25 protein-coding genes and 1 tRNA gene are annotated in these 24875 nt (G+C 61.6%); all 26 read left to right on the top strand.

The genetic code is table 11. The annotated features are described in order from the left end of the window. Nucleotides 1–159: 159 nt before the first annotated feature. Complete coding sequence (gene rpsO / locus CI15_RS08500; RefSeq protein ID WP_008920609.1) at nt 160–432, top strand: 30S ribosomal protein S15; 273 nt, start codon at nt 160–162, stop codon at nt 430–432. 344 nt (nt 433–776) lie between these two features. Next, a complete protein-coding gene (pnp, locus tag CI15_RS08495; protein ID WP_174543212.1) occupies nt 777–2912 on the top strand; it encodes a polyribonucleotide nucleotidyltransferase in 2136 nt (711 codons plus the stop codon). 150 nt (nt 2913–3062) lie between these two features. Continuing rightward, entirely contained in the window at nt 3063–4079 is a 1017-nt protein-coding gene (locus CI15_RS08490; RefSeq protein ID WP_062127155.1) for an NAD(P)H-quinone oxidoreductase, read from the top strand. A gap of 168 nt (nt 4080–4247) precedes the next feature. Beyond that, the gene (gene tpiA, locus CI15_RS08485; protein WP_062126306.1) at nt 4248–5024 is read left to right on the top strand and encodes a triose-phosphate isomerase; all 777 of its coding nucleotides are present in this window, start codon (nt 4248–4250) and stop codon (nt 5022–5024) included. 82 nt (nt 5025–5106) lie between these two features. Continuing rightward, on the top strand, nt 5107–5493 hold the full coding sequence (gene secG, locus CI15_RS08480; protein ID WP_062126303.1) for a preprotein translocase subunit SecG: 387 nt from the start codon (nt 5107–5109) through the stop codon (nt 5491–5493). A 112-nt stretch (nt 5494–5605) separates the two neighbouring features. Continuing rightward, a tRNA-Leu gene (locus CI15_RS08475) sits at nt 5606–5690 on the top strand. A gap of 158 nt (nt 5691–5848) precedes the next feature. Beyond that, nucleotides 5849–6208, top strand: a complete 360-nt coding sequence (locus CI15_RS08470; RefSeq protein WP_062126300.1) for an NADH-quinone oxidoreductase subunit A — start codon at nt 5849–5851, stop codon at nt 6206–6208. 62 nt (nt 6209–6270) lie between these two features. Then, entirely contained in the window at nt 6271–6750 is a 480-nt protein-coding gene (locus tag CI15_RS08465) for a NuoB/complex I 20 kDa subunit family protein (RefSeq protein WP_006052903.1), read from the top strand. A gap of 21 nt (nt 6751–6771) precedes the next feature. After that, complete coding sequence (locus CI15_RS08460) at nt 6772–7374, top strand: NADH-quinone oxidoreductase subunit C (RefSeq protein ID WP_062126297.1); 603 nt, start codon at nt 6772–6774, stop codon at nt 7372–7374. Between the two features lie 9 nt (nt 7375–7383). Continuing rightward, a complete protein-coding gene (locus CI15_RS08455) occupies nt 7384–8637 on the top strand; it encodes an NADH-quinone oxidoreductase subunit D (protein WP_062126294.1) in 1254 nt (417 codons plus the stop codon). Between the two features lie 133 nt (nt 8638–8770). Beyond that, entirely contained in the window at nt 8771–9256 is a 486-nt protein-coding gene (gene nuoE / locus CI15_RS08450) for an NADH-quinone oxidoreductase subunit NuoE (RefSeq protein WP_062126291.1), read from the top strand. Next, nucleotides 9253–10581 carry an NADH-quinone oxidoreductase subunit NuoF gene (gene nuoF / locus CI15_RS08445; RefSeq protein WP_062126288.1) on the top strand — a complete coding sequence of 443 codons (1329 nt, stop codon included), beginning with the start codon at nt 9253–9255 and terminating at the stop codon, nt 10579–10581. The genes nuoE and nuoF overlap by 4 nt, the downstream gene beginning before the upstream one ends. Before the next feature lie 128 nt (nt 10582–10709). Next, on the top strand, nt 10710–13043 hold the full coding sequence (nuoG, locus tag CI15_RS08440) for an NADH-quinone oxidoreductase subunit NuoG (RefSeq protein WP_062126285.1): 2334 nt from the start codon (nt 10710–10712) through the stop codon (nt 13041–13043). Continuing rightward, entirely contained in the window at nt 13044–14108 is a 1065-nt protein-coding gene (gene nuoH / locus CI15_RS08435; protein ID WP_062126280.1) for an NADH-quinone oxidoreductase subunit NuoH, read from the top strand. Between the two features lie 15 nt (nt 14109–14123). Further along, complete coding sequence (gene nuoI / locus CI15_RS08430) at nt 14124–14612, top strand: NADH-quinone oxidoreductase subunit NuoI (RefSeq protein WP_018431494.1); 489 nt, start codon at nt 14124–14126, stop codon at nt 14610–14612. A gap of 192 nt (nt 14613–14804) precedes the next feature. Continuing rightward, on the top strand, nt 14805–15497 hold the full coding sequence (locus tag CI15_RS08425; protein ID WP_062126276.1) for an NADH-quinone oxidoreductase subunit J: 693 nt from the start codon (nt 14805–14807) through the stop codon (nt 15495–15497). 20 nt (nt 15498–15517) lie between these two features. Then, nucleotides 15518–15823: an NADH-quinone oxidoreductase subunit NuoK gene (gene nuoK / locus CI15_RS08420; RefSeq protein WP_062126273.1), complete on the top strand. Its 306-nt coding sequence runs from the start codon at nt 15518–15520 to the stop codon at nt 15821–15823. 17 nt (nt 15824–15840) lie between these two features. Further along, nucleotides 15841–17907, top strand: a complete 2067-nt coding sequence (nuoL, locus tag CI15_RS08415) for an NADH-quinone oxidoreductase subunit L (protein WP_062126270.1) — start codon at nt 15841–15843, stop codon at nt 17905–17907. Nucleotides 17908–17921: 14 nt separating this feature from the next. Then, nucleotides 17922–19412: an NADH-quinone oxidoreductase subunit M gene (locus CI15_RS08410; protein WP_062126267.1), complete on the top strand. Its 1491-nt coding sequence runs from the start codon at nt 17922–17924 to the stop codon at nt 19410–19412. Nucleotides 19413–19436: 24 nt separating this feature from the next. Continuing rightward, nucleotides 19437–20909 carry an NADH-quinone oxidoreductase subunit NuoN gene (gene nuoN, locus CI15_RS08405; RefSeq protein WP_062126264.1) on the top strand — a complete coding sequence of 491 codons (1473 nt, stop codon included), beginning with the start codon at nt 19437–19439 and terminating at the stop codon, nt 20907–20909. Continuing rightward, nucleotides 20909–21205: a DUF2818 family protein gene (locus CI15_RS08400; protein WP_062126261.1), complete on the top strand. Its 297-nt coding sequence runs from the start codon at nt 20909–20911 to the stop codon at nt 21203–21205. Before nuoN ends, CI15_RS08400 begins: the two co-directional genes overlap by 1 nt. 43 nt (nt 21206–21248) lie before the next feature. Beyond that, complete coding sequence (locus tag CI15_RS08395; RefSeq protein ID WP_062126259.1) at nt 21249–21839, top strand: NUDIX domain-containing protein; 591 nt, start codon at nt 21249–21251, stop codon at nt 21837–21839. A gap of 307 nt (nt 21840–22146) precedes the next feature. Then, entirely contained in the window at nt 22147–22407 is a 261-nt protein-coding gene (locus tag CI15_RS37620; RefSeq protein ID WP_075643677.1) for a hypothetical protein, read from the top strand. 45 nt (nt 22408–22452) lie between these two features. Further along, nucleotides 22453–22977, top strand: a complete 525-nt coding sequence (locus tag CI15_RS08390; RefSeq protein ID WP_062126256.1) for a helix-turn-helix transcriptional regulator — start codon at nt 22453–22455, stop codon at nt 22975–22977. Between the two features lie 217 nt (nt 22978–23194). Further along, nucleotides 23195–23620, top strand: a complete 426-nt coding sequence (locus CI15_RS08385; protein ID WP_062126254.1) for a DUF1178 family protein — start codon at nt 23195–23197, stop codon at nt 23618–23620. 48 nt (nt 23621–23668) lie between these two features. Beyond that, nucleotides 23669–24865, top strand: a complete 1197-nt coding sequence (locus tag CI15_RS08380; protein WP_062126251.1) for an acyl-CoA dehydrogenase family protein — start codon at nt 23669–23671, stop codon at nt 24863–24865. Nucleotides 24866–24875: the final 10 nt, after the last annotated feature.

The following is a 24875-nucleotide window of genomic DNA, read 5'->3' as shown; positions in this document are numbered from 1 at the left end:
CGGCCGGGACGGGCTGTGCTACAATACGCGTCCCGTTATTGGGCTGGGTGCCGATTCAGGTCACGCAGCCACAAACGGGACTCAGTAGATTGTGAAACGGGTATCCCACGGCACGGCCTTTCTTCCGTGACCGCCTGTCCAGTTATCAAGGAAATTGACATGTCCGCAGTTGAAGCAAGCAAGAAGTCCGAAGTCGTCGCGCAATTCGCACGCGCAGCCAACGACACCGGCTCCCCCGAAGTTCAGGTCGCGCTGCTCACGACCCGTATCAACGAACTGACCTCCCACTTCAAGGAGCACACGAAGGATCACCACAGCCGCCGCGGTCTGCTGCGCATGGTGAGCCGCCGTCGCAAGCTGCTCGACTACCTGAAGGGTAAGGACGCGGACCGTTACCGCAGCCTGATCGAGAAGCTGGGTCTGCGTAAGTAATCGGCCAGTCGTTCAGCAAGATGCCTGTGTCAGTTTCGCTGATACAGGCATTTTGTTTTTGCGCGGCGCGCTTCCTGTAACGCGCGCCATGTGTGACCCACGGCGTATGCCGGTTCGCGCGGGGTCCACGAGCAAGGCAATAGCAGTAGAAGAACAGTAGTAAAACAGGCAGCAACAGAAACAAGGCCGGGCTTCAGGGCGGAGTTTTGTGTCATTCCAGCGGTTTGCGCGCACCGCAGCGCGTGGCTCTCTGGAATGGCATAGCACGACTCTTCCCATGTGGCGCCGGCCCCGGCGTTGCCGCGCCGCTTCCGGTCCGCGCGGCATTACGATGAGGAAAAGCAATGACTATGTTCAACAAGATCGTCAAAGAGTTTAAGTGGGGGCAGCACAACGTTCGCCTCGAAACCGGTGAAATCGCTCGCCAGGCGGGCGGCGCGGTCATCGTCGACGTCGAAGACACCGTGGTGCTCGCCACCGTGGTCGGCGCGAAGACCGCCAAGCCGGGCCAGGACTTCTTCCCTCTCACCGTCGATTACATCGAAAAGACCTACGCTGCCGGCAAGATCCCGGGTGGCTTCTTCCGCCGTGAAGGCCGTCCGTCGGAAGGCGAGACGCTGATCTCGCGCCTGATCGACCGTCCGCTGCGTCCGCTCTTCCCGGAAGGCTTCTACAACGAAGTGCAGGTCGTGATTCACGTGCTGTCGCTGAATCCGGAGGTCCCCGCCGACATCCCCGCGCTGATCGGCGCATCGGCGGCGCTCGCGGTGTCGGGTCTGCCGTTCAACGGCCCGGTCGGCGCGGCACGCGTGGCGTACATCAACAACGAATACGTGCTGAACCCGACGCGTCCGCAGATGAAGGAATCGGCGCTCGACCTCGTCGTCGCGGGTACGGAGCGTGCGGTGCTGATGGTCGAATCGGAAGCGCAGCAACTGAGCGAAGAAGTGATGCTCGGCGCCGTCGTGTTCGGTCATGAGCAGATGCAGATCGCGATCGATGCGATCCACGAACTGGTCCGCGAAGGTGGCAAGGCCGAGTGGGACTGGCAACCGGCAGCGAAGAACGAAGCGCTGATCTCGCGCGTGACCGAGCTCGCACAAGCCGATCTGCTCGCCGCTTACCAGATCCGCGACAAGCAGGCTCGCTCGACCAAGCTGAAGGAAGTCTACGCAGCCACCTCGGCGAAGCTCGAGGAAGAAGCGGCCGCAGCGGGCACCGCCGCAGCCGACAAGGCATCGGTCGGCAACGTGCTGTTCGACATCGAAGCGAAGATCGTCCGTACGCAGATCCTGAACGGCGAGCCGCGCATCGACGGTCGCGACACGCGCACCGTGCGCCCGATCGAAATTCGCACCGGCGTGCTGCCGCGTACCCACGGCTCGGCGCTGTTCACGCGCGGCGAGACGCAGGCGCTGGTAGTCGCAACGCTCGGCACCAAGGGCGACGAGCAGAACATCGACGCGCTCGAAGGCGAGTACCGCGAACGCTTCATGCTCCACTACAACATGCCTCCGTTCGCAACCGGCGAAACGGGCCGCGTCGGTTCGCCGAAGCGCCGTGAAATCGGTCACGGTCGTCTCGCGAAGCGCGCGCTCGTCGCCTGCCTGCCGAGCGCCGACGAATTCGGCTATTCGATCCGCGTCGTGTCGGAAATCACCGAGTCGAACGGTTCGTCGTCGATGGCTTCGGTGTGCGGCGGCTGCCTCGCGCTGATGGACGCTGGCGTGCCGATGAAGGCGCACGTCGCCGGTATCGCGATGGGCCTGATCCTCGAAGGCAACCGCTTCGCGGTGCTGACCGACATCCTCGGCGACGAAGATCACCTCGGCGACATGGACTTCAAGGTGGCGGGTACGGAACAAGGCGTGACCGCGCTGCAGATGGACATCAAGATCCAGGGCATCACGAAGGAAATCATGCAGGTCGCGCTCGCGCAGGCGAAGGAAGGCCGCATGCACATCCTCGGCAAGATGACTTCGGCCGTGGCTGGCGCGAACACGCAGCTGTCGGAGTTCGCACCGCGCATGATCACGATCAAGATCAACCCGGAAAAGATCCGCGACGTGATCGGCAAGGGCGGTTCGGTGATCCGCGCGCTGACCGAAGAAACCGGCACGACGATCGACATTTCCGACGACGGCGTCGTCACGATCGCCAGCACGAACAGCGAAGGCATGGCCGAAGCGAAGCGTCGTATCGAAGCGATCACGATGGAAGTCGAAGTGGGTCAGGTCTACGAAGGCACCGTGCTCAAGCTGCTCGACTTCGGCGCGATCGTGAACATCCTGCCGGGCAAGGACGGTCTGCTGCATATCTCCGAGATCGCCAACGAGCGCATCAAGGACATCAACGACTACCTGAAGGATGGCCAGCAGGTGAAGGTCAAGGTCATCCAGACGGACGAGAAGGGACGTGTGCGTCTGTCGGCGAAGGCATTGCTGAACGACGCGCCGCAAGGCGAACCGACGCCGCAGTAATGCGGTAGCGGACAAACGGCCGGCCGTGTCATGCGCGCCGGCCGTTTTTCATGCAGGATGGATTGCGTTGCACATTTCGACGGCAGCGCGGTGCCAGGGCCGACGGCATTAACGGGTAGGCAACGCAATCCAATCTTGGAGTTGACGCAGATGAAAGCGATCGAAATCACTGAATTCGGTGCGCCGGAAGTCCTCAAGCTGGCGGAGCGTCCGACGCCGCAGCTCAAGGCGGGCGAGGTGCTGATCAAGGTGGCGGCATCCGGCATTAATCGTCCGGATGTGTTTCAGCGCAAGGGCGGCTATGCGCCGCCGCCGGGGGCGTCAGATCTGCCGGGGCTGGAGGTGGCGGGCGAGATCGTCGGCGGCACGATCGACGAGAAGAGCAACCCGTTTGGTCTGAAGATCGGCGATCGCGTGTGCGCGCTGCTCGCGGGCGGCGGCTACGCGGAATATGCGGCCGCGCCGCTGTTGCAATGCCTGCCCGTGCCTGCGGGGTTGTCGGATGTCGAGGCAGCTTCACTGCCCGAGACTTTCTTCACCGTGTGGAGCAACGTGTTCAATCGCGCGCAGCTCGGCCAGGGCGAAGGCGGCGCGAACGAAACGCTGCTCGTGCAGGGCGGCTCGAGCGGCATCGGTGTGACGGCGATCCAGATCGCACACGCGTTAGGCTTCCGTGTGTTCGCCACCGCCGGCTCGGACGACAAGTGCCGCGCGTGCGAAGCGCTCGGCGCCGAACGGGCGATCAACTACAAGACTGAAGATTTCGTCGAGGTCATCAAGTCGCTGACCAACGATCGTGGCGTCGACGTGATCCTCGACATGGTGGCGGGCAGCTACGTGCCGCGCGAGCTGTCGGCGCTCGCCGATGGCGGCCGCATCGTGCTGATCGCGTTGCTCGGCGGCGCGAAGGCGGAACTGAACCTGAACGAAGTGTTGCGCCGCCGCCTGACGGTCACCGGTTCGACGCTGCGGCCGCGGCCGATCGAGTTCAAGGCGCAGATTGCCGCGCAACTGAAGGAGCGCGTGTGGCCGCATCTCGAAGCGGGGCGCATCAAGCCGGTCGTGCATCGCGTGTTTCCAGCCGCCCAGGCTGCCGACGCGCATACGCTGATGGAGAGCAGTACGCACGTCGGCAAGATTGTGCTGACTTGGGGTCAGGACGCTTGACGTCATCGGTTTGACCCGATCCCCCCCACGCAGTAAAATTGCGCGTTTTGCGCGCGCCGGAGCAATCCGACGGGCGGGCCGCGAGCGCAGGGAGCGAGCGACAGCGAGGCGCAAGCGAAGTCCACCGGCAACGCAGGCAGGACTGGCAAGACAGGACAACACGAGACGATGTCGAAACAACAACGAGGCAAACTGGTAGTCGGTAACTGGAAGATGCATGGGCGGCTCGCCGCGAACACCGCGTTGTTGCAGGCGGTGGCGCAGGGCTCCGGTGAATTGCCAGCCGACGTGCGCGTCGGTGTGTGCGTACCGAGCCTCTATCTCGCACAGGCGCAGTCGCTGCTCGAGGGAAGTTCGGTCGTGTGGGGTGTGCAGGATGTGTCCGCGTTCACGCACGGTGCCTATACCGGCGAAGTCGCCGCGCCGATGGTGACGGACTTCGGTGCCACGTTTGCGATCGTCGGTCACTCGGAGCGTCGCGCGTATCACCGCGAAAGTGCCGAGTTGGTCGCGGTCAAAACGCAGCGTGCGCTCGAAGCGGGTTTGACGCCAATCGTCTGTGTCGGCGAGACGCTCGAAGAACGCGAAGCGGGTTCGACCGAGCGGGTTGTCGGTGGGCAACTCGACGAAGTGCTTGCGAGGCTGTCGGCTCACGATGCGGCTCGGCTCGTCGTTGCGTATGAGCCGGTGTGGGCAATTGGCACCGGCAAGAGTGCATCGGCGCAACAGGCGCAGGCCGTACACGCGTTTCTGCGTGCGCGTCTTGCGGCGAAGGGCGCGGCAGACGTGGCATTGCTCTACGGCGGCAGCGTCAAGCCGGACAACGCGGAAGAACTGTTCCGTCAGTCCGATATCGACGGCGGCCTGATCGGCGGCGCGTCGTTGAAAGATCATGATTTCCTGGCGATCTGCAGGGCGGCGGCCGCGACTAGCTTGGCCGGTTAAGCAGGGCGCCTCGGCGAGGATGACTCCATTTCGCGCAACACACACGGTGCGGCGCGGTTAAATAAAGACTCAGGTGAGTGTGATGCTGTATTTGAAAACATTGATTATCGTCGTTCAGTTGCTGTCGGCGCTCGGGGTCATCGGGCTCGTGTTGCTGCAGCACGGTAAAGGTGCCGACATGGGCGCAGCTTTTGGCAGCGGCGCGTCGGGCAGTCTGTTCGGCGCGACGGGTTCGGCGAACTTTCTGTCGCGTACTACCGCGGTACTCGCGGCGCTGTTCTTTGTCACGACGCTGGCGCTTACTTATCTTGGCGCGTATCGCGTGAAGCCGTCGGCAGGCGTGCTGGGCGCGGCTGTCACGGCGCCGGTAGCGGTTTCTGCGCCGGCTGCGGGCTCGGCTCCGGTGGCAGCGTCACCTGCAGCGCCGGCTTCGCCTGCGTCGGTTCCGGCGACGGGCGTGCCGAAATAAATTTTCGGCAGACGCGCTCTTGTGCGTTGAACAATCTGCTTAAACAAGTTACAATTCAAGTCTTGAAGCGATTCGCGGGTTTTACAAGTTGTTTTCCCGGATTGCATATAGTGCCGACGTGGTGAAATTGGTAGACACGCTATCTTGAGGGGGTAGTGGCGAAAGCTGTGCGAGTTCGAGTCTCGCCGTCGGCACCAAATGTTATCTAAATGCCAGCCGTTTGCTTCGCTTCGGCTGGCATTTTCACTTCTGGCGTACGGCTGTATGGCTTGCGCCATGTGTGTTGAGGAAGTGATTTCGCGTCAGGGGTGCTATGCTCCTGACGGCACTCAGAACCAACCGATTGAGGATTGTCTTGAACCTCGCAGCCTATTTCCCCGTTTTGCTGTTCCTCATTGTGGGCACCGGTTTAGGCGTAGCACTGGTCAGTATTGGCAAGCTTCTCGGTCCCAACAAGCCCGACACTGAGAAAAACGCACCGTACGAGTGCGGCTTCGAAGCATTCGAAGATGCGCGCATGAAGTTCGATGTGCGCTACTACCTCGTGGCCATTCTCTTCATCATCTTCGACCTCGAAACCGCGTTCCTGTTCCCGTGGGGTGTGGCGTTGCGTGATATCGGCTGGACGGGCTTCATTGCAATGATGATTTTCCTGCTCGAGTTCCTGCTTGGCTTTGCCTACATCTGGAAGAAGGGCGGCCTCGACTGGGAATGATGGATTAATCGCCGGTTTGCGTGGGTGGCCAGGCTTGCCGCCCCGTCTGGAGTGGAAAGCAAATGAGTATCGAAGGGGTCTTGAAGGAAGGGTTTGTCACCACTACGGCAGACAAACTGATCAACTGGACGCGCACTGGCTCGCTGTGGCCGATGACGTTCGGGCTTGCGTGCTGCGCGGTCGAGATGATGCATGCGGGTGCTGCCCGTTATGACCTCGACCGTTTTGGCGTGGTGTTTCGTCCGAGTCCGCGTCAGTCGGACGTGATGATCGTCGCCGGCACGCTGTGCAACAAGATGGCACCCGCTCTGCGCAAGGTCTACGATCAGATGGCCGAGCCGCGTTGGGTGATCTCTATGGGTTCGTGCGCGAACGGCGGCGGCTATTACCATTACTCGTACTCCGTGGTGCGCGGTTGCGACCGAATTGTCCCGGTCGACGTCTACGTGCCGGGTTGTCCGCCCACAGCGGAAGCGCTGGTGTACGGCGTGATCCAGCTACAAGCCAAGATTCGTCGCACCAACACCATCGCCCGTCAATAAGGCCAACGCCTTCCCCACAATATGGCAAGCAAACTCGAGACCCTGAAAGCGAACCTCGAGGCGGCCTTTGGCGGCCTCCTGTTGAGCACCACCGAAGCAATCGGTGAGTTGACGATCGTCGTGAAGGCGAGCGATTACCTGAACGTGGCAACGCGTCTGCGTGACGACCGCTCGCTCGGTTTCGAGCAGTGTGTCGACCTGTGCGGCGTCGATTATCAAACCTATGCCGACGGCGCTTACGACGGTCCGCGTTTTGCGGCCGTCTTGCATCTGCTGTCGGTGCAGAACAACTGGCGCCTGCGTCTGCGCGTGTTCGCGCCGGACGACGACATGCCTATCCTGCCGTCCGTCGTCGACATCTGGAATTCGGTTAACTGGTACGAGCGCGAAGCATTCGACCTGTACGGCATCGTCTTCGAAGGTCACCCGGACCTGCGCCGCATCCTGACCGACTACGGTTTCATCGGTCACCCGTTCCGCAAGGATTTCCCGGTCTCCGGCTACGTCGAAATGCGTTACGACCCGGAAGAGAAGCGCGTCGTCTATCAGCCGGTGACGATCGAGCCGCGGGAAATCACGCCGCGCGTGATCCGCGAGGATCACTATGGCGGCCTGAAACACTAAGAGAACGTCATGGCAGAGATCAAGAACTACACGCTCAATTTCGGCCCGCAGCACCCTGCAGCGCACGGTGTGCTGCGTCTCGTGCTCGAACTCGACGGCGAAGTGATCCAGCGCGCCGATCCGCACATCGGTCTGCTGCATCGCGCGACTGAGAAGCTCGCCGAAAGCAAGACGTTTATCCAGTCGGTGCCGTACATGGACCGTCTCGACTACGTGTCGATGATGGTCAACGAGCACGGCTATGTGCTTGCGATTGAAAAACTGCTCGGCATCGACGTGCCGCTGCGCGCGCAATACATCCGCGTGTTGTTCGACGAAGTCACGCGCGTGTTGAACCACCTGATGTGGATCGGCGCGCACGCGCTCGACGTCGGCGCAATGGCTGTGTTCCTGTACGCGTTTCGCGAGCGCGAAGACCTGATGGACGTGTATGAAGCGGTGTCCGGCGCCCGGATGCACGCGGCTTACTATCGTCCGGGCGGTGTCTATCGCGATCTGCCTGACGCAATGCCGCAATACAAGGCGTCGAAGATTCGCAATGCGAAGGCGTTGTCGAAGATGAACGAGAACCGTCAGGGTTCGCTGCTCGACTTCATCGACGACTTCTTCACGCGCTTCCCGAAGTGCGTCGACGAGTACGAGACGCTGCTCACCGACAACCGGATCTGGAAACAGCGTCTGGTCGGCATCGGCGTGGTCAGCCCGGAGCGCGCGCTGCAGCTCGGCATGACCGGCGCGATGCTGCGTGGCTCGGGTATCGAGTGGGATCTGCGCAAGAAGCAGCCGTACGAAGTCTACGACAAGCTCGACTTCGATATTCCGGTTGGCGTGAATGGCGATTGCTACGACCGCTATCTGGTACGCGTCGAGGAAATGCGCCAATCCACACGCATTGCGAAACAGTGCATTGAATGGTTGCGCAAAAATCCGGGCCCGGTGATGACGGACAATCACAAGGTTGCGCCGCCGTCGCGCGTCGGCATGAAGTCGAACATGGAAGATCTGATCCATCACTTCAAGCTGTTCACCGAAGGCTTCCATGTACCGGAAGGCGAGGCGTACGCCGCAGTCGAACATCCGAAGGGCGAGTTCGGCATCTACCTGATCTCGGACGGCGCCAACAAGCCGTATCGCCTGAAGATTCGCGCGCCGGGCTATGCGCACCTGTCCTCGCTCGACGAAATGGCGCGCGGCCACATGATCGCCGACGCCGTGACGATCATCGGCACGCAGGACATCGTGTTCGGCGAAGTGGATCGCTAAGGTGTATTCATCGACGCGTGCCTGCGGTCTTCGCGCCGCCACGCGCGTCAAGCAAAGGAACGCCGGGTCTGTCGCAGTATGACGTTGGCGACAGGTTTTCGTTCGGTAGGAATTGAAAGAGTCGTGTCTGAAAATGATCTCAGCTGAAGGCCTGAAAGAAATCGATCGTGCGATCGCGAAGTACCCCGCCGATCAGAAACAGTCCGCCGTGATGTCGGCGTTGGCCACTGCTCAGGAAGAGCATGGCTGGCTGTCGCCCGAACTCATGCAGTTCGTCGCGGACTATCTCGGCATGCCGGCAATCGCCGTGCAGGAGGTAGCGACCTTCTACACGATGTACGAGACCTCGCCGGTCGGCAAGTACAAGATCACGCTCTGCACGAACCTGCCGTGCCAGCTCGGTCCGGACGGCGGTTCCGAGAGCGCGGCTGAATATCTGAAGCAGAAGCTCGGCATCGACTTCGGCGAAACCACGCCCGACGGCAAATTCTCCCTGAAAGAAGGTGAGTGCATGGGTTCGTGCGGCGACGCGCCGGTGATGCTGGTGAACAACCATCGCATGTGCAGCTTCATGAGCCGCGAGAAGATCGACCAGCTGCTCGAGGAACTTTCGAAATGACGGCACTACACGATCGTCACATCAAACCGCTGATTCTCGCCGGCCTGAACGGCGACAACTGGCATCTCGAAGACTACGTGGCGCGCGGCGGTTACGCGCAGCTGCGCCGCATCCTGGAAGAAAAGATCGCGCCCGAACAGGTGATCGCCGACGTCAAGGCGTCGGGTCTGCGCGGCCGCGGCGGCGCGGGCTTCCCGACCGGTCTGAAGTGGAGCTTCATGCCCCGTCAGTTCCCGGGCCAGAAGTACCTCGTGTGTAACTCGGACGAAGGCGAGCCGGGTACGTTCAAGGACCGCGACATCCTGCGCTTCAATCCGCATTCGCTGATCGAAGGTATGGCGATCGGCGCGTACGCGATGGGCATCACGGTCGGCTACAACTACATTCACGGCGAGATCTGGGAAGTCTATAAGCGCTTCGAAGAAGCGCTGGAAGAAGCTCGCCGAGCCGGGTTCCTCGGCGACAACATCATGGGCTCGGGCTTCTCGTTCCAGCTGCATGCGCACCACGGTTACGGCGCGTATATCTGCGGCGAGGAAACCGCGCTGCTCGAATCGCTCGAAGGCAAGAAGGGTCAGCCGCGCTTCAAACCGCCATTCCCGGCGAGCTTTGGCGTGTACGGCAAGCCGACCACGATCAACAACACCGAAACCTTCGCGGCGGTGCCGTTCCTGCTGGCCATCGGCCCGCAGAATTACCTCGAAATCGGCAAGCCGAACAATGGCGGCACGAAGATTTTCTCGGTGTCGGGCGACGTCGAGCGTCCGGGCAATTACGAAATTCCGCTGGGCACCCCGTTCGCGACGCTGATGGAACTGGCCGGCGGCATGCGCGGCGGCAGGAAGATCAAGGCCGTGATTCCTGGTGGTTCGTCGGCACCGGTGATTCCGGGCGACATGATGATGCACACCGACATGGATTACGACTCGATCGCGAAGGCCGGCTCGATGCTCGGCTCGGGCGCGGTGATCGTGATGGACGAGACGCGCTGCATGGTGCGCTCGCTGCTGCGTCTGTCGTATTTCTATTACGAAGAGTCGTGCGGTCAATGCACGCCTTGCCGTGAAGGCACGGGCTGGCTGTATCGCGTGGTGCATCGTATCGAGCATGGTCTCGGCCGCCAGGAAGATCTGGATCTGCTGAACTCTGTCGCGGAGAACATCATGGGCCGCACGATTTGCGCGCTCGGCGACGCGGCCGCCATGCCGGTGCGGGGCATGCTCAAGCACTTCTGGGACGAATTCGAATATCACGTCGCCCACAAGCATTGCCTCGTCGGCGGTCACGCCGGCACGGCGGCGGCGCCCGAAACAGTGGCAGCCTGAGTCGGGCCGACAGGTTTGGCTGACGAATAACTACCAGACGAACACCTCAACCGCAGGATTCATCGCCAGAAGCGGGCGATGAACAGGCGAACGATTGAGCGGTAACAGGTTAAGGAAGATTGACCATCATGGTTGAACTGGAAATAGACGGCAAGAAAGTCGAGGTGCCTGAAGGCAGCATGGTGATCCAGGCTGCGCATAAGGTCGACACCTACATTCCTCACTTCTGCTATCACAAGAAGCTGTCGATTGCGGCCAATTGCCGGATGTGTCTGGTCGATGTCGAAAAGATGCCGAAGGCAGTGCCCGCGTGCGCGACACCCGTGTCGGCCGGCATGATCGTGCGCACCAAGTCGGACAAGGCGGTGAAGGGCCAGCAAGCCGTGATGGAATTCCTGCTGATCAACCATCCGCTCGATTGCCCGATCTGCGATCAGGGCGGCGAATGCCAACTGCAGGATCTGGCGGTGGGTTACGGCAAGTCGTCGTCGCGCTATAGCGAAGAAAAGCGCGTGGTGTTCCACAAGAACGTAGGCCCGCTGATCTCGATGGAAGAAATGTCGCGCTGCATTCACTGCACGCGTTGCGTTCGCTTCGGCCAGGAAGTCGCCGGCGTGATGGAACTCGGCATGCTGGGCCGCGGCGAGCATTCGGAAATCACGTCGTTCGTCGGCAAGACGGTCGACTCCGAGCTCTCGGGCAATATGATCGACCTGTGCCCGGTCGGCGCGCTGACGAGCAAGCCGTTCCGCTACAGCGCCCGTACGTGGGAGCTGTCGCGCCGCAAGTCGGTGAGCCCGCACGATTCCGTCGGTGCGAACCTCATCGTGCAGGTGAAGAACAATCGCGTGATGCGGGTTCTGCCGTTCGAAAACGAAGCGATCAACGAGTGCTGGATTTCGGACAAGGACCGCTTCTCGTACGAAGGCCTCAACAGCCCCGAGCGTCTGACCCGACCCATGCTCAAGCAGGGCGGCCAGTGGGTCGAAACGGACTGGCAGACCGCGCTCGAATACGTGGTCAAGGGTCTGAAGGGCATCCAGGGCGACCACGGCGCGAGCGCGCTCGCGGCGCTGTCGAGCGCCCATAGCACGGTCGAGGAACTGTTCCTGTTGAAGCAGATCGCGCAAGCGGTCGGCACGCCGAACGTCGACTTCCGTCTGCGTCAGTCGGATTTCTCGGCGCCCGTTACCGGCGCGCCGTGGCTCGGCAGCACGATCGCCGATCTGTCGAACGTCGATGCGGCGCTCGTGATCGGTTCGGATCTGCGCCGCGATCATCCGCTGTTCGCCGCGCGTCTGCGCCAGGTCGCACGTGGCGGCTCGGCGCTCACACTGATCCAGGCCACCAACGACGACTCGATGATCCCGCAGGCGCAACGCGTCGTCGCAGCGCCGTCGGCGTGGCTCGACGCGCTCGCCGGTATCGCCGGCGCGGTGGGCGAAGCGAAGGGCGTCGCGCTGCCGGAAGCATTCGCGGGCACGCAGCCGAGCGACGCGCACAAGCGGGTCGCGAAATCGCTCAGCACGGGCGCGCACCGCGTCGTGCTGCTCGGCAACGAGGCGGTCCGTCATCCGGACTTCGCGGCGATCCACGCCGCGGCGCAATGGATTGCCGAGGCGACCGGCGCTACGCTCGGTTTCCTCACCGAAGCGGCCAACACGGTTGGCGCGCATCTCGTGAACGCACTGCCGGGCGAGGGTGGTCTGAACGCGCGAGAAGTGTTCGAGCAGCCGCGCAAGGGCTATCTGCTGCTGAACCTCGAGCCGGAATTCGACACCGCCAATCCGGCGCAGGCGCTTGCCGCGCTGAAGCAGGCCGAGATGGTCGTCGTGATGTCGCCGTTCCAGACCGGCGCCGACTACGCCGACGTGCTGCTGCCGATCGCGCCGTTCACCGAAACGGGTGGCGCGTACGTCAACGCGGAAGGCACGGTGCAGGCGTTCAACGGCGTCGTGCGTCCGCTTGGCGACACGCGCCCGGCCTGGAAGGTGTTGCGCGTGCTAGGCAGCCTGCTCGGCGCGCCGGGCTTCGAATATGACACGGTCGAGGACGTACGGGCGGCTGCGCTCGGCGACGGCGATTTGAGTTCGCGTCTGTCGAACCGCACCGGCGTTGCGGTCACGCGCGGCACGGCCGTGAAGGCGGCGGAAGGCAAGTTCGAGCGTCTCGCTAACGTGCCGATCTACGATGCCGATGCGCTTGTGCGTCGCGCCGAGTCGCTGCATCTGACCGCGGCGGCCCGTACGGCGAACTCGGTTGGCCTGCCGGCCGGGTTGTTCGACAAACTGGGTTTGAAAGAGGGCGACGCGGTACGCGTTCGTCAGGGCGAGCAAGCGGTGCAGTTGCCGGCCGTGCGCGACGCGAATCTTGCGGAGACGGTCGTCCGCGTATCGGCGGCTACGCCTGCCGGTGCAGCGCTGGGCAGCCTGTTCGGTGAACTGGTGGTGGAGAAGGCGTAAATGAGCTTGTTCGATACGATCAACTCGGGCGGCGCCCAACTTCTCGGTGTGGCATGGCCCACGGTGTGGGCGCTCGTGCGCATCCTGGTGGTGGCCGTCGTGATCCTGCTGTGCGTCGCCTACCTGATTCTGTGGGAGCGTAAGCTGATCGGCTGGATGCACGTGCGTCTCGGTCCGAACCGCGTCGGCCCCGCCGGCCTCTTGCAGCCGATCGCCGACGTGCTGAAGTTGCTGCTCAAGGAAGTGATCCAGCCGGCTCAGGCGAGCCGCTGGATTTACCTGATCGCGCCGATCATGGTGGTGGTGCCAGCGTTCGCGGTCTGGGCGGTGATTCCGTTCCAGGCGGGCGCGGTACTCGGCGATATCAACGCGGGCCTGCTGTACGCGATGGCGATCTCGTCGATCGGCGTCTATGGCGTGATTCTGGCCGGCTGGGCGTCGAACTCGAAATACGCATTCCTCGGCGCAATGCGTGCCGCCGCGCAGATGGTTTCGTACGAAATCTCTATGGGCTTCGCGCTCGTGGTCGTGCTGATGACGGCCGGCACGCTGAATCTGTCGGGCATCGTCGGCTCGCAGGAGCAGGGCTTCTTCGCCTCGCACGGCCTGAATTTCCTGTCATGGAACTGGCTGCCGCTTCTGCCGATGTTCGTCGTGTACTTCATCTCGGGCATCGCCGAAACGAACCGTCACCCGTTCGACGTGGTGGAAGGCGAATCGGAAATCGTCGCGGGCCACATGATCGATTACTCGGGGATGGCGTTCGCGCTGTTCTTCCTCGCCGAGTACATCAACATGATCGTGATCTCGGCATTGGCTGCAACATTGTTCCTCGGCGGCTGGAGCGCACCGTTCGGCTTCCTGTCGTTCATCCCGGGCGTCGTCTGGCTCGTCGCCAAGGTTTTCTTGCTGTTGTCGGTGTTCATCTGGGCGCGTGCCACGTTCCCGCGCTACCGCTATGACCAGATCATGCGTCTGGGCTGGAAGGTCTTCATTCCGGTCTGCGTGGTGTGGCTCGTGGTAGTCGGCTTCTGGATCATGTCGCCGTTGAACATCTGGAAATAAAGGGCGGACGAACCTATGACCGCAATCCAAAACTTCTTCAAGACTTTCTTCCTCACGGAACTGCTGAAAGGCCTCGCGCTGACCGGACGCTACACGTTCCAGCGCAAGGTCACCGTGCAGTTCCCGGAAGAGAAGACCCCGATCTCGCCGCGTTTCCGCGGTCTGCATGCGCTGCGCCGCTATGAAAACGGTGAAGAGCGCTGCATCGCGTGCAAGCTGTGCGAAGCAGTGTGCCCAGCGCTCGCGATCACGATCGAATCCGAAACGCGCGCGGACAACACGCGCCGCACGACGCGCTACGACATCGACCTGACCAAGTGCATCTTCTGCGGCTTCTGCGAAGAGAGCTGCCCGGTCGACTCGATCGTCGAGACGCACATTCTCGAGTATCACGGCGAGAAGCGCGGCGATCTGTACTTCACGAAGGAAATGTTGCTGGCCGTTGGCGATCGTTACGAAGCAGAGATCGCCGCCAACAAGGCAGCCGACGCACCGTATCGTTGAAGCGCTTTCCCGCTGATGCAGTAATTGCGGCAGTAAACGCAGTAACACGGCCTGCTGTCGGGCCGACCGCCGCGGCCTGGACGCCGCGGCACGGCGCACCTGTGTGGCGGTTCTGGCGGTTTTGTCCGCTTTTACCCATCACGCGTGCCAAAGAACAATGCCTGACGATGGCCTAACGATGAACCGGTAATCATGGAATTCACGACCGTACTGTTCTACATCTTCGCGCTGCTCCTGGTAGTTTCAGGGCTGAAGGTGATCACCTCGCGCAACCCAGTGGCGTGCGCACTGTTTCTGGTGCTGGCGTTCTTCAACGCAGCCGCGATCTGGATGCTGCTGGAGGCCGAGTTCCTCGCGATCCTGCTGGTGCTGGTCTACGTCGGCGCGGTGATGGTGCTGTTCCTGTTCGTCGTGATGATGCTGGACATCAATCTCGACGTGCTGCGCAAGGACTTCAAACGTTTCGTGCCGATGGCCTCGGCGGTCGGCGCGATCATCGTGGTCGAAACCGCGCTGATCCTGTGGCACGGCTACGGCGCGACCGCCACGGCGCTGCACGACACGGCCTCCGCCGCCGCTGGTATGGGCGACTGGTCGAATACGCGCCTGATCGGCAAGATCATCTATACCGACTACATCTTCGCATTCGAAGTCGCCGGCCTGATTCTGCTGGTGGCCATCATCGCGGCGATTGCGCTGACCACGAGCCACAAGAAGGACAGCAAGCGTCAGAACGTCAGCGCCCAGGTCAAGGTGCGTGCCCAGGACCGCGTGCGCGTCGTGAAGATGCCGTCAGAGAAAACCGCCGCGACCATCGCGGCGGAACAGGCGGCTGCCGCGGCAGCCGCAGCAGCAGCCGACTCGGCAGCGGCCAAGAACAGCTGAGCGGACAGGAGATAGAAATCATGTTGACCCTTGCTCATTACCTTGTCCTCGGCGCGATCCTGTTTGCGATCAGCATCGTCGGCATTTTCCTGAACCGCCGCAACGTCCTCATCATCCTGATGGCGATCGAACTGATGCTGCTCGCGGTGAACACCAATTTCGTCGCGTTCTCGCACTACCTGGGCGACGTGCACGGCCAGATTTTCGTCTTCTTCGTGCTGACGGTTGCGGCAGCCGAAGCGGCGATCGGTCTCGCAATTCTGGTGACCCTGTTCCGTAGTCTCGACACGATCAATGTCGAGGATCTCGATCAGCTCAAAGGTTAATTTCAGGAAAAGCGGTTATGTCCACGATACTTAATGAAAACCTGCTGTTGGCAATTCCGCTGGCGCCGCTCGCCGGGTCCCTGATCGCGGGGCTGTTCGGCAAGGCGATAGGGCGAGCGGGTGCGCATTCGGTCACGATCCTCGGCGTCGCGATTTCGTTCGTCCTGTCGGTCATGGTGTTCTTTCAGGTGATGGACGGCGCGAGCTTCAACGCGACCGTTTATCAATGGATGTCGATCGGCAAGACGCAGCTCGAAGTCGGTTTCCTGGTCGACTCGCTGACCGCGATGATGATCTGCGTAGTGAACTTCGTGTCGTTGATGGTGCACATCTACACGATCGGCTACATGGCCGACGACGATGGCTACCAGCGCTTCTTCTCGTATATCTCGCTGTTCACGTTCTCGATGTTGATGCTCGTGATGAGCAACAACTTCCTGCAGCTGTTCTTCGGCTGGGAAGCGGTGGGTCTCGTGTCGTACCTGCTGATCGGCTTCTACTTCAAGCGTGAGAGCGCGATCTACGCGAACATGAAGGCGTTCATCGTGAACCGCGTCGGCGACTTCGGTTTCCTGCTCGGTATCGGCCTGCTGTTCGCGTTCGCCGGTTCGATGAACTACGGCGAAGTCTTCGCGAAGCGCACGGAACTCGCGGCGCTGAGCTTTCCGGGTACCGACTGGGGCCTGCTGACGGTCGCCTGCATTTGCCTGTTCATTGGCGCGATGGGTAAGTCGGCACAGTTCCCGCTGCATGTGTGGCTGCCGGACTCGATGGAAGGCCCGACGCCGATCTCCGCGCTGATTCACGCGGCGACCATGGTGACGGCTGGTATCTTCATGGTCACGCGCATGTCGCCGCTGTTCGAGCTGTCGGATACGGCGCTGTCGTTCGTCATGGTCATTGGTGCGATTACCGCACTGTTCATGGGCTTCCTCGGGATCGTCCAGAACGACATCAAGCGAGTGGTCGCCTATTCCACGCTGTCGCAGCTCGGTTACATGACGGTTGCGCTCGGTGCTTCGGCTTATTCGGTTGCCGTGTTCCACCTGATGACGCACGCGTTCTTCAAGGCGCTGCTGTTCCTCGGCGCGGGCTCGGTGATCATCGGCATGCACCACGATCAGGACATGCGCAACATGGGCGGCCTGCGCAAGTACATGCCGATCACGTGGATCACGTCGCTGGTCGGTTCGCTGGCGCTGATCGGCACGCCGTTCTTCTCGGGCTTCTACTCGAAAGACTCGATCATCGATGCGGTGAAGCTGTCGCATCTGCCGGGTTCGGGTTTCGCGTACTTCGCGGTCGTCGCAAGCGTGTTCGTGACTGCGCTGTACTCGTTCCGTATGTACTTCATGGTGTTCCACGGTGAGGAGCGCTTCCGCGGTCCGAAGCACCCGGAATCGCCGATGGGCGCCGAAGCCGCTTCGCATGGACACGGCGCGCACGGCCACGACGACCACGGCCATGGTCACGACGACCACGCTCACGAGCCGCATGAAACGCCTTGGGTCGTGTGGGTGCCGCTGGTGCTGCTGGCGATTCCGTCGATCGTGATCGGCGCGATCGGGGTCGGTCCGATGCTGTTCGGCGATTTCTTCCAGCACGGCGTCGCGTTCGACAAGGTGATCTACATCAGCGAGAACCATCCGGCGCTGCATGAGATGGCCGAAGAATTCCAGGGCTGGGCGTCGATGGGTCTGCACTCGGTGTCGGGTCTGCCGGTGTGGCTCGCGCTCGCTGGTGTCGTGGTCGCCTGGTTCCTGTATCTGGTTCGTCCGGATCTGCCCGCTGTTATCAAGCGCGCATTCGGCCCGATCTACACGTTGCTCGATAACAAGTACTACATGGACAAGATCAACGAAGTCGTGTTTGCGCGGGGTGCGGTGGCCATCGGCCGGGGTCTGTGGAAGGAAGGCGACGTGGTCGTGATCGACGGCATCGTCAACGGCAGCGCACGCTTTATCGGCTGGTTCGCTAGCGTGATTCGCTTCCTCCAATCCGGCTACATCTACCACTACGCGTTCGCCATGATCATCGGCATGTTGGGGCTCCTGACCCTGTTTGTAACGCTCGGCGGCAAATAAGGCGAGGAACACTCATGCACGCTTATCCGATTCTCAGCATCGCGATCTGGTTGCCGATCCTGTTCGGTCTGCTGGTCCTCGCGATCGGCAACGACGAGAACCCCGCGCCCGCGCGCTGGGTCTCGCTGATCGGCTCGGTCCTCAGCTTTCTCGTCACGCTGCCGCTGATCACGAGCTTCGATTCGAGCACCGCCGACCTGCAGTTCGTCGAGCAGGCGAACTGGATCGAGCGCTTTCACATCACGTACCACCTCGGCGTGGACGGTATTTCGATGTGGTTCGTCGTGTTGACCGCGTTGATCACGGTGATCGTCGTGATCGCCGGGTGGGAAGTGATCACGAAGAACGTCGGCCAGTATTTCGCGGCGTTCCTGATCCTGTCGGGCATCATGGTCGGCGTGTTCAGCTCGGCCGACGGCATGCTGTTCTACGTGTTCTTCGAAGCGACGCTGATCCCGATGTACATCATTATCGGTGTGTGGGGCGGGGCGAACCGGGTGTATGCGGCGTTCAAGTTCTTCCTGTACACGCTGATGGGCTCGCTGCTGATGCTGGTTGCGCTGATCTATCTGTACAACGAAACCGGCACGTTCGACCTCGCCACGTGGCAGCACGCGCAGATCGCGATGACGCCGCAGGTGTTGCTGTTTATCGCGTTCTTCCTGGCCTTTGCGGTCAAGGTGCCGATGTGGCCGGTGCACACGTGGTTGCCGGACGCGCACGTGGAAGCGCCGACTGGCGGCTCGGTCGTGCTGGCCGCGATCATGCTGAAGCTCGGTGCGTACGGTTTCCTGCGCTTCTCGCTGCCGATCACGCCGGACGCGAGCCACTTCCTCGCGCCGGTCGTGATCACGCTGTCGCTGATCGCGGTGATCTACATCGGGCTGGTCGCGATGGTGCAGGCCGACATGAAGAAGCTGGTCGCGTATTCGTCGATTGCGCACATGGGTTTCGTCACGCTCGGTTTCTTCATCTTCAATCAGCTCGGCGCGGAAGGTGCGATCGTGCAGATGATCTCGCACGGCTTCGTGTCGGGCGCCATGTTCCTGTGCATCGGCGTGCTGTACGACCGCATGCACTCGCGTCAGATCGCCGATTACGGTGGCGTCGTCAACGTGATGCCGAAGTTCGCGGCTTTCGTGATGTTGTTCGCGATGGCGAATTGCGGCTTGCCGGGCACTTCCGGTTTCGTCGGCGAATTCATGGTGATTCTGGCCTCCGTCCAGTACAACTTCTGGATCGCGAGCGGCGCGGCCGTCACGCTGATTCTCGGCGCGGCCTACACGCTGTGGATGTACAAGCGCGTGTACTTCGGCGCGGTCGCGAACGATCACGTGAAGAGCCTGCTCGACATCGGCCGTCGCGAATTTTTCATGCTGGCAGTGCTCGCCGCACTGACGCTGTTCATGGGCCTGTACCCGAAGCCCTTTACCGATGTGATGCACGTATCCGTGGAAAACCTCCTCTCCCACGTTGCTCAATCGAAGCTGCCGTTGTCTCAGTAACGACGAGCGGAGGAATTTAAGACCATGCAAAACGCCCCTATGACTGCTCTGTTGCCCGACGCACTGTTGATGCTCGCCGTTGTGATCGCGTGGCTCAACGACACGTTCGTCGGCCAGGACGGTCGCCGTACCACGTATTTCATCGCGTTCTTCTCGTCGCTCGTCGCGGGGATCTGGTTCGCGATGAATGCGTTCGACCCGCAAGTGCATTACTTCTTCAATCACATGTACGTGGTCGATCCGTTCGCCAATGTGATGAAGGCGGTGGTGTCGCTCGGTTATGCCGTGACGATCGTTTATTCGCGTCGCTATCTGGAAGACCGTGGCCTGTTCCGCGGTGACTTCTTCCTGCTCGGCATGTTCTCGCTGCTCGGCCAGCTCGTGATGATCTCGGGCAACAACTTCCTGACGCTGTACCTCGGTCTGGAACTGATGTCGCTGTCGCTGTACGCGGTGATCGCGCTGCGCCGAGAAGTGGCGTCGTCGAACGAAGCGGCGATGAAGTACTACGTGCTCGGCGCGCTGGCTTCCGGTTTCCTGCTGTACGGTATCTCCATGCTGTACGGCGCGACCGGCTCGCTCGACCTGAACGAAGTGTTCAAGGCGATCGGCACGAGCCACTACGATCCGACCGTGCTGCTGTTCGGCGTGATCTTCATCGTGGCGGGCGTGGCATTCAAGATGGGTGCGGTGCCGTTCCATATGTGGGTGCCTGACGTCTATCAGGGCGCGCCGACCGCGATGACGCTCGTGGTTGGCGGCGGTCCGAAGGTTGCAGCGTTCGCGTGGGGCCTTCGTTTCCTCGTGATGGGCCTGCTGCCGCTCGCGGTCGAATGGCAACAGATGCTGGTGATTCTGGCAGCGCTGTCGCTGATCGTCGGCAACATCACCGGTATCGTGCAGCGCAACGTCAAGCGGATGCTCGCGTACTCGGCGATCTCCAACATGGGCTTCGTGCTGCTCGGCCTGCTCGCCGGCGTGGTCGACCAGAAGACCACGGGCGCCGCGAGCGCGTACGGCTCGGCGATGTTCTACAGCATCGTCTACCTGATCACGACGCTCGGCAGTTTCGGCGTCATCATGCTGCTCGCGCGCCGCGACTTCGAGGCGGATACGCTCGAGGACTTCAAGGGCCTCAATCAGCGCAGCCCGGTATTCGCGTTCGTGATGATGATCATGATGTTCTCGCTCGCGGGCGTTCCGCCGGCAGTCGGCTTCTATGCGAAGCTTGCCGTGCTGCAGGCGACGATGAACGCCGGCCTGACCTGGCTCACCGTGCTCGCCGTGATCACGTCGCTGTTCGGCGCGTTCTACTACCTGCGCATCGTCAAGCTGATGTACTTCGACGAGCCGCAAGACAAGTCGCCGATCCTGGCCGACACGAGCACGCGCGCGTTGCTCGCGTTCAATGGCGTGGCCGTGCTGGTGCTCGGTATCGTGCCGGATCCGCTGTTGCGCGCCTGTCTGCAGGCTGTTCAGCACACGTTGCTGCTCTGATGTCCGCTGCGGGTTGGTTTATCGTGCTATTGGCGCTGGTCGGCGCCAACCTGCCGTTCCTGAATCAGCGCCTCTTCGCCGCTGTGCCGTTGAAGGCGGCGAAGAAGAGCGGCTGGCTTCGGATCGCCGAGTTGATCGCGCTGTATTTCGTGGTTGGCGCGTTGGGCTTTCTGCTCGAGGCGCGCGCCGGAAATCGCTTCGAGCAGGGCTGGCAGTTCTATGCGATCACGTTCGCGCTGTTCGTCGTGTTCGCGTTCCCCGGCTTTACCTTCCAATATCTCGTCAAACGCCGCTGACGGCGTCTCGCCGTCGCGCGCCTGGCTGTTCTGAGGTCCGCACATGGCTGAACTTCCCAATCACGACGCCGCGCTAACCGAGACTTGTATCGACAGCAAGACGGTCCATCAAGGGCCGTTCATGACGGTCAAATACGATACGGTCCGACTTCCCGACGGCAAACACGCGACGCGCGAATACGTTCAGCATCCGGGCGCCGTCATGGTGATTCCTCTGTTCGATGACGGCCGCGTGCTGCTGGAGAGCCAGTATCGCTATCCGATGGGCAAGGTGATGGTCGAGTATCCGGCCGGCAAGCTCGACCCGAACGAGGGAGCGCTGGCCTGCGCGGTGCGCGAACTGCGCGAGGAAACAGGCTATACCGCACGCGAGTACGTGTACCTGACACGGATTCACCCGATCATTTCTTATTCGACCGAATTCATTGATATCTATCTCGCGCGCGGATTGACCGCGGGCGAGCGCAAGCTTGACGAAGGCGAGTTCCTCGAACTCTTCACGGCAACCGTGGAGCAGGTGTCCGAGTGGGTTCGCACGGGAAAGATCACCGATGTGAAGACGATCATCGGGACATTCTGGCTTGAGAAAGTGCTGTCGGGCACGTGGCCGATGGAGACCTCCGTAGCGGTCTAAGTTCGCTTCTGTCAGATAGCTGATCCGCGTTGTCGTTTAGCGAAGCCCCTGCTGGTTGATGACTGGCAGGGGCTTTGTCATTGGTTTCGCGGTTCCGCTCTGGGCTAAGAGAATAAGCCATTTCCTAGGTCGTCCGGCTAGCTCGTCGCGGCCTCGGCGGCGGGCTAGTATGAACCTTCCGATTCCCGTGTCGGCCGGCTATCTTGTTTGGGATAACGAACGATCGGCATCGGAGTAATCTGATTTCAGGCTGATTTTTGGTTGTCGATTGACAACTGCAATCGCGCCGACTAGATTGGAGGTGTCGATGGTTCGAAGAAGGCACACGAAGAAAGAGATCGAGGCCGCATTGGCGTACGCAGAGGAGCAAGGCTGGCGCGTTCAGGACGGCGGAAAAGGTCATGCGTGGGGAAAAATCTATTGCCCGTACAAAGATGGCGAATGTCGTTGCGGAGAGTTTTGTATATCGAGCGTCTGGAGTACACCGAGGAGCCTCGGCAATCACGCCAGACACCTGCGGCGCATCGTCGACAACTGCACGGTTCGGCACCGGGCTCGTCGGCATTGAACAGGAAGCGCAGAAACCTGGGCTAAACAAAGACAGGAGTAACGGATGGAATATGTGTTCACGTTGAAATACCGCCTCGTCGCGGAAGATTGCGATGCGGATGCAATCGTCGAGCGTTTGGGCGAAGCGGGATGCGACGACGCCACGGTTGGCGTTGGACAACCGGGCCGGCTCGGCCTGCTTTTTACCCGCGAGGGCGCGACCGCGTTCGAGGCCGTCGCCAGCGCACTCAAGGACGTGAAACGCGCGGTGCCGTCCGCGCGGCTCGTCGAAGCGGGCCCCGACTTCGTGGGGCTGACCGACGTGGCCGAGGTGGCCGGCGTGTCGCGGCAAAACATGCGCAAGCTGATGGTGAACCACGCCATGGATTTCCCGGCCCCGGTCCACGAAGGCAGTGCGTCGGTGTGGCATCTGGCCGACGTGCTCGAATGGCTGATAGCGCGCGGTGGGTACGAGATCAAGACTGGTGTGGCAGATGTCGCGAAACTGGCGAAGCAGATCAATCTAACGAAGGAGGTCCGTCAGATCGAACCGCGCGTGAGCCGCCAACTCGGAAACCTCGTGGCGTAGCGGCGCACGGAAAACGCTCAGGGGAACGGAGCCAGCACGGCGTGGGTTACGCGTCGGGCCGCCTTCGGCAGCGTGTGCCGTAAAGCGTTAAAATCGCGCACCCGCGTCAGATTCGCTTGCAGCATCTGGCGCCTACACGTCGGCCCCCAATCTTTTGCGAACGATCGTTCACAAATTTCCATTTTGCGCTAAACTGGCACGCAAGCCCTGATTCCACATGAAGGTCCTCGATTTACAGTGTCCGCATGGCCATCGGTTCGAAGGCTGGTTCGCTTCGGCTGATGACTTCGAGTCGCAGCAGTCCCGCAAGCTCGTCGAATGTCCGATCTGCGGTGCGAACGAGGTGAGCCGTTTGCCGTCGGCACCGCGTCTGAATCTGTCAGGCGCGACCGACTCAAAGGCGTCGGCCGGCGTGGAGCAAATGCAGGCGCATATGATGCGAGCGCTGCGCGAGGTACTGGAGAAGACTGAGAACGTGGGCGACCGCTTCGCCGAGGAAGCGCGGCGCATTCACTACAACGAAGCGCCCGCGCGCAGCATTCGCGGTGTGACGACACCGGAAGATGCGCGTGCCTTGGTCGAGGAAGGCATCGAAGTGATGCCGCTGCCGGTCCCGGCTGCGCTGAAGGAACCGCTGCAATAGTGCGGTGGCTCCAGGCGGCCGGATGGTGGCGGCCAGGAGACACGACGCATGAATCTGGACTATTCCCCCGCTGAAGACGCGTTCCGCGTCGACATCCGCGCCTGGCTCGAAGCAAATCTGCCTCGTGAGTTGAGCGACAAGGTTCTCAATCACAAACGTCTTTCCCGCGAAGACTTCGCAAGCTGGCATAGGCTGCTCGGCACCCGAGGCTGGTCGGTGGTCGCGTGGCCGCGCGAATACGGTGGCCCCGGCTGGGACGCGACGCAACGGCATATCTGGGAAGAGGAATGCGCGCGTATCGGCGCACCTACCGTGCTGCCTTTCGGCGTGTCGATGGTCGCGCCCGTTCTGATGAAGTACGGCAGCGAGGCACAGAAGCGCCACTATCTGCCGCGTATTCTCGATGGCACGGACTGGTGGTGTCAGGGCTATTCGGAGCCGGGGTCGGGCTCCGACCTCGCGTCGCTGCGCACTCGCGCCGAACGCGTCGGTGATCACTACGTAGTCAACGGTCAGAAAACCTGGACCACGCTCGGCCAGCACGCCGACATGATGTTCTGCCTCGTGCGTACCGACAGCGGCGCCAAAAAGCAGGAGGGCATCTCGTTCCTGCTGATCGACATGAAAACGCCGGGCATCACGGTGCGGCCGATCATCACGCTCGACGAGGATCATGAAGTCAACGAAGTGTTCTTCGAGGACGTCAAGGTACCGCTCGAGAATCTGGTGGGCGAAGAAAATCGCGGCTGGACGTATGCGAAATACCTGCTCGGGCACGAGCGTACGGGCATTGCGCGAGTTGGCGGCTCCAAGCGCGAACTCGCATTCCTGAAGCGCCTTGCGCTGAACCAGAAAAAGAACGGCAAGCCGCTTCTGCACGATCCGGTGTTTGCCGCGAAGGTCGCGAGTCTCGAGATCGAGCTGATGGCGCTCGAAGTCACTGTGCAGCGCGTGGTGGCCAGCGAGGCAGGCGGTCGCGGCCCGGGCCCGGAAGCGTCGATGCTGAAGATCAAGGGTACCGAGGTGCAGCAAGGGTTGACCGAGCTGATGTTCGACGCGATCGGCCCGCTTGCCGCGCCGTTCGACGTACCGTTCCTCGAAGGCGAACGCGAGCACAGTCTGGCCGGCGACGACGCTGCCGCGCCCCTCGCCGCGTACTACTTCAACTTCCGCAAGACGTCGATTTACGGCGGCTCGAACGAAATTCAAAAGAACATCATCGCGCAGATGATTCTCGGACTTTGAGGAGCGGCGC

This window comes from Paraburkholderia monticola, from assembly GCF_001580545.1.
Lineage (GTDB): Bacteria > Pseudomonadota > Gammaproteobacteria > Burkholderiales > Burkholderiaceae > Paraburkholderia > Paraburkholderia monticola.
The sequence above is the reverse complement of the archived record's forward strand: the minus strand, read 5'-3'. Positions and strand labels throughout refer to the sequence as shown.